This window comes from Sutterella wadsworthensis (assembly GCF_003315195.1).
GTDB classification, from domain to species: domain Bacteria; phylum Pseudomonadota; class Gammaproteobacteria; order Burkholderiales; family Burkholderiaceae_F; genus Sutterella; species Sutterella wadsworthensis.
Map to the genome: position 1 here is coordinate 1 of NZ_QNRV01000051.1, position 9,593 is coordinate 9,593.

Below are 9,593 nucleotides of genomic sequence, written 5' to 3' on the forward strand. Positions count from 1 at the left end.
ACGCCATCGGGATCTGCTGGCTCTGTTGGGAATAACAAAACTCCCGAAGACTGTTTTCCGTTTTAGTTAGGATCTAGTCATTCGGGAGTTCAGGTTCCAATAGGGAAAGGCCGCTTTATAAGCGGCCTTTCCCTTGTTAAGCAATGCTCACAAAAGAGCTATTTCATTAATGCCGAATCGGCAACACTGGCTTTTCACCAAGCGCTCCGACTAGAGCTGCAGAAGCAAGGAAGACAAGCTGCGGACCAAGATGCGTGTCAACCATTTCAAAGTACTCGGTCAGAGAATGTGCATGCATGCCGCGGCCGCCAGAACAAAGGCATGTCGAGGGAATGTTGAGACTCATCGGTGCATTGGCATCCGTTGACGAGCAGATGTACTTCGAAAGCTCGATACCCAGGCATTTCTGCGCGGCGCGCGAAACTTGCAGCACGGGACAATCATCCGGACGCATACCGGCCGGCCGATTGCCGATCTGAGTACGGGTGAGCTTCAGCTTAAGCGCCTCGTCGACCACATTCCAACAGCGGTTTTCTTCATCCACGGCTTCGTCGAAAGCTTTAAGCACAGCCGCCTCAAGCTGCAAAAGCGCTTCATTGTTAACGGAACGCATGTCAACCTCCACCTCGCAGTGTGCAGCAATCGAGTTAACGGTTGTGCCGCCCTTGATTGTGCCGATTGTGAAAGTGGTTTTCGGATCCTCTGGAACTTTGAAGTCGGCAATTTTTGCCCCTGCACGGCAAATAGCATGGATGGCTGACGGCACATGCCCAAAGTCAGCATAGGAATGTCCGCCCGTGCCATCAACACAGATGCGCCAACGATGCGAACCCGTCGCCCCCTTCAAAATACGGCCGACATCAGTGGAATCGATAGCAATAAAGCCATCAATATGCCGTGATCCGTCAAAAAGCGCCTTGGATCCGCGAATGTCACCGTTGCCTTCTTCACCAACAGTGCCGACGAAAAGCAAGTCACCCTCGGTTTCAATATGGTTGTCCTCATACATACGAAGGATCTGCAGCAATGCGCGCAGTCCAGAACAATTGTCGCCAATGCCTGGTGCATGATAAATGCGGCCTTCCTGACGAACCTTGACGTCAGTTCCCGCAGGGAAAACTGAGTCCATATGAGCGCCAAGCGCGAGCACCGGCCCATTGCCGCGGCCAGGTCGACGGCCAACAACGTTGCCAATCGGATCTATCACAACATCTTTCAAACCGTAAGTGCGCATCAATTCAGCCACACGCCTGGCACGGTTTTCTTCGTGAAAAGTAGGCGCTTCGATTTCACAGAGCTCAATTTGCTCGCGCATTGCACGATCGACGTCGCGCTCGGCTTCAGTAAAAGCGGCCCGAACCTCAGGTTTGGCTGCCAACTTTTCAACAGCGCTCAGAACTTCAGAATTAAGTGGCGGAATTCCTGCCATGGTCTTCTCCTTTTTTACTGTTCCGGCAGGAGTCTGCACACCGGCCGGCAGACTATATAACGCTATTTGGTTTCGGCCGAAATGCGTACGGCAGTGCCGTTGCATTCAACCATTTCACCGCCGCGAAGCTTACGTCCGCGGCGCGTTTCCACCTCGCCGTTGACTTTCACTTCACCGCCCTGAATGCGAACTTTGGCCTCTCCGCCCGTGCCGGCTAAGCCGGCAGCTTTCATGAGAGCGTCAAGTGTGATGTATTCGCCTTTAAGAGCGAATTGAACCTCTTGTTTCATTTGTAATTTCTTTCGTGTTAACAGCATTATGCTGACTTGTAATTATCGCAAATCAGTGCTCCTAGGATCCCAACACTCATAAATCGTGACAGAATGCATGCTCCAAATTAACCCTTAGTTCGCCTGCGGTGGTTCTCCACCCCTTTATTGATCGGATCACCGCCCGCGCGTACGTGAAATGCTTTCCTCCATTGCGATCATCCTCGGCTATCAGGTCGTGGGTGAGCTCATCAGCAGACTTTCTGGTCTTCCTGTGCCTGGTCCTGTGATCGGCATGGTTCTCATGCTGTTGTCTTTCCTGGTGAAAGACAACTTAATCAATAGAGTCCGACCCTCGGCCGGTGTGCTCCTTGCGAATCTGTCGCTTCTTTTTGTGCCGGCAGGCGTAGGCATCATGCGCCACGGACAACGCTTTCTCAATGAAGGCGTAGCAATCATGATTGCGCTTGTCGTCTCCACCGTCATCGCAATGATTGTCACGGCCTACGTGATCATTCTGATGCAGAAATGGCTCAAGCTTTCAGACGAAGATTGACATGATGGATCTCTTTCTTGACGCTTTTGCGCACCTTGAAAAGAACCCGGCCTTCTGGCTCTGCCTGACGCTCTCCTTTTATGTTTTGGGTCAGGTGATTTTCAAGGCGGCCAAATTCAACCCGTTCCTTTCTCCGATCATCATTTCGGTGGTCTGCCTCATCTCCTTCCTTGTGGCAACGGGCGTGCCGTATGAAACCTATTTCTCTGGCGCGAATTTCATTCATTTCCTGCTTGGCCCGGCTACTGTGGCGCTTGCAGTGCCGATTTATGAACAACGCTCAAAACTTGCCCGTCTGTGGCTGCCGCTGCTGACAGGGCTGCTCGCAGGGTGTACCGCCGCGATGGTCAGCGTCATCCTGATCGGCGGGGCGCTCGGCATTTCTTCTGAGACGCTGATGTCTCTCGTCCCGAAATCTGTCACGACGCCGATTGCTATGGGCATTTCCGAATCGCTCGGCGGCCTTCCGGACCTCACCGCTGCTCTCGTTGTGCTCACGGGTATGACCGGCTCCATCATCGGTCGTCCGCTCTTCAAACTGCTGCGCATCAAATCTGAACCCGTTTGCGGATGTGCTTTGGGGCTCTCCGCTCACGGAATGGGCACGGGCGCTGCATTCCAGATCAGCAACCGCGCCGGTGCCTTTGGCGGTCTGGCCATGGGTGTTTCCGGCATCATCAGTGCGTTCCTGGCCCCGCTGTTGGCTTTCCCTGTCATGCAACTCCTCGGCCGCTAACGGTACAACCACCCCGCAAAAAGCCGCAGCGCGTATAGCGCCTGCGGCTTTTTGCTTGCATGAAATGCATTGAATCAACTGATAAACCGTGCGAGCGTCAGCACCATATCCTCTGCTGAATGCGCTGCACTGCGGCCAACCGATTGGCCAAAATACACGGCTTCCAAATCGTTGCGCCCTAGCTCTACAGCTTTTTGCTGTAGAACAGACATCATTCCTGTCGCCGCTGGCCATGGGGGCATGTGCGGAGCGTAATCAGTCAGAGCATCTAAAAGCGGCGAACGGAGCGCCTGCGTCAACCTTCCAGAATAAAGTCTCGTACGCACAAGATGCTGCGGGGCTGCCCACAGTGCAGCGCTTCGGCTGTAAGCACTCGTGTGAGCCTCAACCGTTGTCAGAAATGCGGTTCCGGCCATCACGGCGCTTGCCCCCATAAGCACCGCTCCCAGGGCCTGCTCAGCCGAGCAGAGCCCGCCGGCAGCGATCACCGGAAGTTTGGTAGCCGCCGCAACCGCTGGAATCAGCGAGCTGAGGCCAACCTCAGTGTCATCGGCATCTTCAAAGCTGCTTCTCGGCCCGGCTGCTTCACTACCCTGCACTACGATGGCGTCACAATGTGCGGCACGAAGCACCTTAGCCTCATGCAGCGTTGTGGCAGTTGCGATATTGAAAATGCGGGCATCCCGCAGCGCATCCGCCTCCGGTTCCCGGAGACCGCCGAACGTTGCCACGACAGCTGCGGGATTGAGTTCAAGAACCCGCTCAAAAACCGCTTCAACGTGTGCGCGGCGCCGCTCTCCCGAAAAATCGTAGATTTCGGCACCGTTTGCACTTGTAGGGTTGGGAAGACCGAGCGACTCAAAAAGCGGCGCCAAACCCTCTGCAAGCATTTTGGCTGCATCAAGCTCCTGCGAATTCAAAGACTTAGCAGGCAATTCCAAATGAATAGCAAAAGGTTTGTTTGTTCGAGCACGTATGGCTGCGACGGTCTTACTCAATTCGTCCGGCGTTCGTCCGGCTGATGAAAGAACGCCCAACCCACCCGCTTCACTCACGGCGGCGACAAGTTCGACTCCCGCCTCAACAGGCATCGGTGCATTCAAAACAGGATGCTCTATGCCGAGCAGCGCCGCAAAATCGCGTGCTCGCTTCTGGCCGGCCGCAAGCACTTCTTGAGCAACATTCACTTCAGTCATTTTTCCATTCTTCCAAACCCGGGAGCACAGGCGCCTTTCGCTAAAATTCTGCCCAACATCAATGTTGAACTTTTTGAATGCCCGCATTCTAAGCGGGACTACCGAGCAAATGTCCAAAGGAAAAGTAGTGGTCGGCCTCTCCGGAGGCGTTGATTCATCCGTCAGCGCCTGGCTCCTCAAAGAGCAGGGTTATGAAGTGATCGGCCTTTTCATGAAAAATTGGGAGGACGATGACGACTCAGAGTACTGCTCTTCGCGTCAGGACTTTATTGATGCGACAAGCGTCGCGGATGTGGTGGGAATCGATATCGAAGCAGTCAACTTCGCCAAGGAATACAAGGACCGCGTTTTCTCAAATTTTCTCGAAGAATATTCTGCCGGCCGGACACCCAATCCAGACATCCTCTGCAACTCTGAAATCAAATTCCGTGCCTTTCTTGATCATGCCATGCGCATGGGGGCTGATTGGATTGCTACCGGACACTATGCCCGCGTACAGCGGCCAGAAGGCGTTGACGGTCCGACGGAACTCCTCCGCGGCATTGATCCTGGCAAAGACCAGAGCTACTTTCTTCATCGGCTAAGTCAGGAACAGATTGCCCGCGTGCTCTTCCCTGTTGGCAATATGTTTAAAACAGACGTGCGGCGAATTGCTGAAGAAATCGGCCTGCCTAACGCCAAGAAAAAAGATTCCACTGGCATCTGTTTTATCGGCGAACGACCGTTTCGTGAATTTTTAAATCGCTATCTTCCCACTCAGCCCGGCCCCATCCGCACGCCTGACGGCAAAGTCGTCGGCGAACATGTTGGGCTAGCCTTTTATACCTTAGGGCAACGAAAGGGCATCGGCGTGGGCGGCCAGCATGATTCAACCGGCGAACCTTGGTTTGTGGCAAAAAAAGATTTGAAAACCAATACGCTCTGGATCTGCCAGGGGCATGATCATCCCTGGCTGCTCTCCCATGAATTGATTTGCGTTCGACCAAGCTGGATCAGCGGACATGCGCCTGAACCGAATACTCCGGTAACCGTGCGTACGCGCTACCGACAGCCTGACGAACCTACCCGACTCGCCGCAGTTGGGGCGCAAGCCTTTACGCTTGACTGTACTGATTCTCCTCAATGGGCTGCTACCCCTGGTCAGAGTGCCGTCCTTTATCAAGGTGACGTATGTCTGGGCGGCGGATTTATTGATGTCGTTGAACGCTGAACTTCTGCGAAGCTAAATCAAACGGGCGGCATTCCGATGAATACCACCCGCTTTATATGTGTTTGCTTGCAGAGCCTAAAACACTTTACGCTTCTTTGCCTGCAGTTTCTGCGCTGCTGCGATCAATGCGGTGAAGCTTGAGATTGGCTTCATGTTCGGCACGTTTCTTCTTGGCAATAAAGTGCCCGATGATGATAACCAGAAGCGCCCCAACAACACAGGCAGGATAGTGTGCCGTGAAGCTGAATTCCGGCCAATGCGTAGCAACATAGCCGTCCGAAACCATCATGCCGCCGGCAATCCAGCCCAAAAGGCCGCCGCCAAAATAAATGATGATTGGGAAGCGATCGAGAAGTTTCAGAATAATCTGGCTGCCGAAAACGATGAATGGCACGGACACAACCAAGCCAAAGATAATGAGCAGTGTTTGATGAGCTTCATGCGCCTGCTGAGCAGCACCGGCAATGGCAATCACATTGTCAAACGACATGACAAAGTCCGCCACGATGATTGTTTTGATAGCTCCCAGCAGTTTTGAACTGCCTTCGATCTTCTCGTGAGAATCAAACTCAGGGATCAAAAGCTTCACACCGATCCAAAGGAGCAGAAGGCCGCCGGCTGCTTTAAGAAATGGCAGATCAAGAAGCATTACCGCGAAAGTGATGAGCACAACCCGAAGTGCGATGGCCCCCGCTGTGCCCCAAAAAATACCCTTGGCACGTTGTTCATGAGGAAGATTTCGGCAGGCCATGGCGATAACGACAGCATTGTCGCCGCCAAGAAGGATGTCGATCATGATGATCTGGCCCACAGCCCCCCAATGCAGGTTGACGAGCAGATCCCAAATGTATTCCACGGTCTTCTTCTCCTAAAGATAGGGTAGTGTTATGAAGCAATCATTCTATATAGCCGCACTTGAAACAAGGTCATCGTCAGACAAAAAATTAGAACTCTCCGTCTGCATTTTCTTCCGGCAGCTCAACCTCACCGCGCAGTACTTTTTGGATAGCCCCCATGCCGAATCCGCGGTAGCTCAAATAACGAATCATCTTTTCGCGCGTTTTCCAGTCTTTGGGAAGTTCACTCCACTTGCGGCACCAAACGCGCCAGCAGCGAAGTTCTTCCGGCTCATCGAGCTGTTCCATCGCTGCCCTCACAGTTGCCTCATCAACGCCGCTTCGCCTTAATTCCGCTTGGAGCTTACGGTCGCCCATGCGCGGAGCAGCCGAACGCACCTTCATTTCCGCGAAACGTTGATCCGATAAAAGCTTCATCTCTTCAAGGCGATCGAGAACGGCTTTCACGTCTTCTTTCGTTTCGCTGTCTTCCAACCCCTTGATCAAACGGCGTTCCAACTCACGACGCGGCTGTTCAACGCGCGAGAGCGAATCCACTGCTCTCGCCATCAAGCTTTTTTTAGCTTTCTTGGGCTTCCCAGCAGATCGAGCTGCCTGCATTTCGGCGAACATGGCCGGATCGGTGCACGTAGACGGATCTATTTCAAGAAGGGTGCCGTCCTCACGGATTCTGGTAAAGCTGGGAACATCTGCAGGATCTCGGATAATCTGCGGTCCATCCGCTTTTGTGCAGGCTTTCACTGATCTGCCTCGGGACTGCGTCATCCGCCCTGGAACCTTTTCGCGCTTCATCTCCTTTGCTTGAGATCTGACACGATTCCCTTTTACAGATGCTTCCGCAAGAAGCATTTCTCCAAAAGGATCTACATCAGGACGTGCATCGAGGTCCGGAAGCTGCACTGCTTCAGGACGATCTGCATCATCGAACCATTGCGGCGTATCTGCAGGCTTTTCACCGAATAATCGAGCAGCTCTATCCGAAGCCGCGTTTTGTATTGGAGCGGGTTCGAATACCGGCTCAAGCCCCATCGAATCCTCTAACTCACCGAAAAGTGAACCAGTTTGAGGCAATGCATCGGCGCTTAACTCACTCGACTCATGTCGTCGCGCCGTTTTCTTGAGCGGATCTTTACTCAACGACGCAGTTTGCGAGGGTTCCAGATCCTCTTCTTCAAAGAGTATTTCCATCGTGCGGCAAAACCCGCACAAGACACGTCATGGTCCAGTGCGGGCTCAAAGTTGGTACTAATGATGAAATTACAGATCAACGTCCGCAGGCGTATCTTCAGGTACGGGCGGCATCACAGGCGCATCACTGTCCTCCGCTTGATCCATATCCGGCATTTCATCGTCAACAGCCGAAATGCTCGAAATATGAACACCCTTGAGTTCTCGGATCTTGCCTTCGATTTCCTTGGCAAGATCCGGATTTTCTGCAAGCAGATCGCGAACCTTTTCCTTGCCTTGGCCGAGGCGACGACCATCATAGGAATACCAAGCACCGGACTTTTCAAGAACCTTCAAATCCGTACCGATATCGATGATTTCACCCAAACGCGAAATCCCTTCGCCATAAAGGATGTCAAATTGCACCTGCTTGAACGGAGGAGCAACCTTGTTCTTCACAACCTTGACTCGGGTTTCGTTGCCGATCACTTCGTCTGCACGCTTAATGGCGCCCACTCGACGAATATCGAGACGCACAGATGAATAGAACTTCAATGCGTTGCCGCCGGTAGTAGTTTCTGGATTGCCGTAGCCGCCAATCTTCATACGAATCTGATTGATGAAGATAACCAAGCACTTTGTACGCGAGACACTGGTCGTAAGCTTGCGCAGCGCCTGAGACATCAGACGAGCCTGCAGCCCCGGAAGCGCATCTCCCATATCACCTTCAATTTCCGAACGCGGCGTAAGTGCAGCAACCGAGTCCACTACGATCAAGTCGATGGAACCCGAACGTACCAGCGCGTCGACAATTTCCAGTGCCTGCTCACCGGCATCTGGCTGAGAAAGAAGCAGTTCCGGCACATTGACGCCAAGACGCTGGGCATACTGAATATCCAGTGCATGTTCGGCATCGACAAAAGCACAGGTGCCGCCGATCTTTTGCATTTCAGCAATCACCTGAAGCGAAAGCGTCGTCTTGCCGGAAGACTCTGGGCCATATATTTCAACAATACGGCCGCGCGGCAGCCCACCCACGCCAAGCGCGAGATCAAGACCCAGCGAACCGGTTGAAACAACCTCAATATTCTGTTGTTCAACGCCGTCGGCCATGCGCATGATTGCGCCTTTGCCAAACTGCTTTTCAATGCTCGCAAGCGCGGCGTCCAATGCTTTTTTGCGTTCATCGCCTTCTTTGCGTTCAACGGGATCCTTGCGCGTAGTCTTGGCGGCCATATCCGTGTCTCTTCTTCAAAATGTGGATGCACCCGAACCAGTAAATATCTATCAAAGATCGAATTTTGATCGATAATTCTGATCAGGATCATTTTTTGCACCTTTTAGCAAATATGATCCATTAGTGCAATGATTATTTAGGAAAATTATTATGCAGTTCATCTGCGTTGATGGAACAATAGCATTCATTCACTGCAGATGCAATGGTCTCATTTGTTAGTGGTTACCCTAACATTTCTAATAAATAGGTCCCCGTCGGGGCATTGTTTGACAATCATGCTGAACATAAAAATGGGCAACCGTCTCAAATTGAAGCTTGACAAGCTTTAAGGACTCAGGCAAAATCCTTCTCCTCAAACGAACGCTCCAATGCAAATGCCATTGAGCACACCGCAGCGGGTCGTTAGCTCAGCTGGTAGAGCAGCGGACTTTTAATCCGTTGGTCGTGGGTTCGAATCCCGCACGACCCACCAAGAGTGTTCGAAATGAATTTGGGAACGTAGCTCAGTTGGTAGAGCAGCGGACTCTTAATCCGTCGGTCCAGGGTTCGAATCCCTGCGTTCCCACCAAATTCTTAAAATTTCTAAAGTCAGCATCTTTTAGTTAGTGTGTCCGACTTTGGGAACGTAGCTCAGTTGGTAGAGCAGCGGACTCTTAATCCGTCGGTCCAGGGTTCGAATCCCTGCGTTCCCACCAATTCATAGAAAGCCCGTCCGCCATGCGGTCGGGCTTTTTTTATTATCAAGCTTGAAGTGGTATGGATTTTTTGGACACATACAGAGTCCACACCATGCACCCCAAACTCCCGGGGATGCACCTAGTCCCGGAACACTCGCGGTGGCAAGGGCAAACCTAACAGGGTAAAGAGATCTCGGATTTTCTTCGGGATCTCTTTTGTTTTCCAAGCGTTGCGATCAGTTGGTTTATTGGCCTTCAG

Annotated in this window: 9 protein-coding genes and 3 tRNA genes; 6 read left to right on the forward strand and 6 right to left on the reverse strand. The window is 52.4% G+C overall.

Translation table 11 applies throughout. The annotated features are described in order from the left end of the window. Positions 1–166: 166 nt before the first annotated feature. Together DES29_RS11880 and DES29_RS11885 are read right to left on the reverse strand one after the other, a co-directional pair. Complete coding sequence (locus tag DES29_RS11880; RefSeq protein WP_016475146.1) at positions 167–1,429, reverse strand: M20/M25/M40 family metallo-hydrolase; 1,263 nt, start codon at positions 1,427–1,429, stop codon at positions 167–169. A gap of 62 nt (positions 1,430–1,491) precedes the next feature. Further along, complete coding sequence (locus DES29_RS11885) at positions 1,492–1,719, reverse strand: RNA-binding S4 domain-containing protein (RefSeq protein WP_005429566.1); 228 nt, start codon at positions 1,717–1,719, stop codon at positions 1,492–1,494. 178 nt (positions 1,720–1,897) lie between these two features. On the opposite strand from DES29_RS11885, the gene DES29_RS11890 reads away from it, so the two are divergent. Together DES29_RS11890 and DES29_RS11895 are read left to right on the forward strand one after the other, a co-directional pair. After that, positions 1,898–2,254 carry a CidA/LrgA family protein gene (locus DES29_RS11890; protein WP_005429565.1) on the forward strand — a complete coding sequence of 119 codons (357 nt, stop codon included), beginning with the start codon at positions 1,898–1,900 and terminating at the stop codon, positions 2,252–2,254. A 1-nt stretch (position 2,255) separates the two neighbouring features. Beyond that, on the forward strand, positions 2,256–2,990 hold the full coding sequence (locus tag DES29_RS11895) for an LrgB family protein (protein WP_005429563.1): 735 nt from the start codon (positions 2,256–2,258) through the stop codon (positions 2,988–2,990). 74 nt (positions 2,991–3,064) lie between these two features. Here the strand turns inward: DES29_RS11895 and DES29_RS11900 are convergent, their stop codons facing one another. Further along, the gene (locus tag DES29_RS11900) at positions 3,065–4,186 is read right to left on the reverse strand and encodes an NAD(P)H-dependent flavin oxidoreductase (protein ID WP_016475148.1); all 1,122 of its coding nucleotides are present in this window, start codon (positions 4,184–4,186) and stop codon (positions 3,065–3,067) included. Positions 4,187–4,295: 109 nt separating this feature from the next. Here DES29_RS11900 and mnmA point away from each other — a divergent pair, with 109 nt between their 5' ends. Next, positions 4,296–5,396 carry a tRNA 2-thiouridine(34) synthase MnmA gene (gene mnmA, locus DES29_RS11905; RefSeq protein ID WP_016475149.1) on the forward strand — a complete coding sequence of 367 codons (1,101 nt, stop codon included), beginning with the start codon at positions 4,296–4,298 and terminating at the stop codon, positions 5,394–5,396. Between the two features lie 85 nt (positions 5,397–5,481). On the opposite strand, the gene DES29_RS11910 is transcribed toward mnmA, so the two are convergent. The 3 genes from DES29_RS11910 to recA all read right to left on the reverse strand — a co-directional run bounded on the left by DES29_RS11910 (position 5,482) and on the right by recA (position 8,656). Further along, positions 5,482–6,243: a TerC family protein gene (locus tag DES29_RS11910; protein WP_187116535.1), complete on the reverse strand. Its 762-nt coding sequence runs from the start codon at positions 6,241–6,243 to the stop codon at positions 5,482–5,484. A 97-nt stretch (positions 6,244–6,340) separates the two neighbouring features. Further along, on the reverse strand, positions 6,341–7,324 hold the full coding sequence (locus DES29_RS11915; protein ID WP_165648046.1) for a regulatory protein RecX: 984 nt from the start codon (positions 7,322–7,324) through the stop codon (positions 6,341–6,343). 186 nt (positions 7,325–7,510) lie between these two features. Continuing rightward, positions 7,511–8,656 carry a recombinase RecA gene (gene recA / locus DES29_RS11920; RefSeq protein ID WP_021995188.1) on the reverse strand — a complete coding sequence of 382 codons (1,146 nt, stop codon included), beginning with the start codon at positions 8,654–8,656 and terminating at the stop codon, positions 7,511–7,513. Positions 8,657–9,053: 397 nt separating this feature from the next. Between recA and DES29_RS11925 the strand changes: the two genes are divergently transcribed. From DES29_RS11925 to DES29_RS11935, 3 genes are all read left to right on the forward strand, one after another. Next, a tRNA-Lys gene (locus DES29_RS11925) sits at positions 9,054–9,129 on the forward strand. 20 nt (positions 9,130–9,149) lie between these two features. Continuing rightward, a tRNA-Lys gene (locus DES29_RS11930) sits at positions 9,150–9,225 on the forward strand. Between the two features lie 51 nt (positions 9,226–9,276). After that, positions 9,277–9,352, forward strand: a tRNA-Lys gene (locus DES29_RS11935). Positions 9,353–9,593: the final 241 nt, after the last annotated feature.

Bases quoted from the DNA above. Each gene is read 5' to 3' on its own strand.
- DES29_RS11880 (WP_016475146.1), bottom strand. From the start codon at position 1,429: ATGGCAGGAATTCCGCCACTTAATTCTGAAGTTCTGAGCGCTGTTGAA.
- DES29_RS11885 (WP_005429566.1), bottom strand. From the start codon at position 1,719: ATGAAACAAGAGGTTCAATTCGCTCTTAAAGGCGAATACATCACACTT.
- DES29_RS11890 (WP_005429565.1), top strand. From the start codon at position 1,898: ATGCTTTCCTCCATTGCGATCATCCTCGGCTATCAGGTCGTGGGTGAG.
- DES29_RS11895 (WP_005429563.1), top strand. From the start codon at position 2,256: ATGATGGATCTCTTTCTTGACGCTTTTGCGCACCTTGAAAAGAACCCG.
- DES29_RS11900 (WP_016475148.1), bottom strand. From the start codon at position 4,186: ATGACTGAAGTGAATGTTGCTCAAGAAGTGCTTGCGGCCGGCCAGAAG.
- mnmA (WP_016475149.1), top strand. From the start codon at position 4,296: ATGTCCAAAGGAAAAGTAGTGGTCGGCCTCTCCGGAGGCGTTGATTCA.
- recA (WP_021995188.1), bottom strand. From the start codon at position 8,656: ATGGCCGCCAAGACTACGCGCAAGGATCCCGTTGAACGCAAAGAAGGC.